Here is an 831-nt window from a genome sequence, read left to right as displayed (position 1 = left end):
GACGGGCTGTGTTTGTAACCATGTGGTGTCCAGTCGACGCTTTCCGGGAATGGAAGTTTTGGCTCCCCTTCATCAACCCTAGCCTTACCCGCCGGATCTTCATCCCCAAACGACGGCTTCCCACACCCATCCGCCCCCGGACAATCACTCAACCCCAGCGGATCAACCCATCCCGTCGGATTGTGCGTGTACTGATACCCGTTTAACCCTCCCGCCAACTTGCTCGGATCCGGGGTCAAGTACCGTCCGACATCCGGATTGTAGTAGCGATGCCGGTTGTAATGCAGGCCGGTTTCCGCGTCGAAGTACTGCCCTTGAAAGCGCAGCGGCTGATCGAGGACCTGGTGGGTGTCGCGGTGGAGGCGGGTGAGGCGGCCGTAGGCGGTGTATCGGGCGGCCCAGATGATGTCGCCGCTGTAGTCGGTGAGTTCCTGCGGGGTGCCGAGGTGGTCGAGTTGGTAGTAGAAGGGGCAGGCCTTTTTCGGGCCTTTGCCGTCGAGCATGGCCAGCGGGCGGAAGCTGCCCGGCTCGTAGATGTAGCTGCGGTAGTGCTCCTTGCTGCTTTCAGCGACGACCTGATCGCCCTGCCAGAAGAACTCAGTGGTTTTGCCGTCGATGGTTTTGGCGATGCGGCGGCCGAAGGCGTCGTAGCGATAACTCGCGCAACTTCCATCCGGCAATGTGACGCCGACCAGTCGGTGCTGGCAGTCATAGCGATACTCGGTGACCAGTTTTTGCCCGGTGCCACGACATTCGCGGATCAGGTTGCCAAAGGCGTCGTAGTCGTAATGGCGGTCGCCCTGCATCAATAGGCGATTGCCTTTGACGGTG

The 831-nt window shown here is 60.5% G+C and carries 1 protein-coding gene; it reads right to left on the bottom strand.

Annotated features, from left to right (window positions below; all coding sequences use genetic code 11):
* Positions 1 to 831 (bottom strand): RHS repeat domain-containing protein (locus tag HCU66_RS26945; protein ID WP_205891385.1); only part of this gene is annotated, 831 nt, incomplete at both ends.

This window comes from Pseudomonas frederiksbergensis, assembly GCF_017114915.1.
Lineage (GTDB): Bacteria > Pseudomonadota > Gammaproteobacteria > Pseudomonadales > Pseudomonadaceae > Aquipseudomonas > Aquipseudomonas frederiksbergensis_I.
This window is presented reverse-complemented; position numbering and strand designations above follow the sequence as displayed.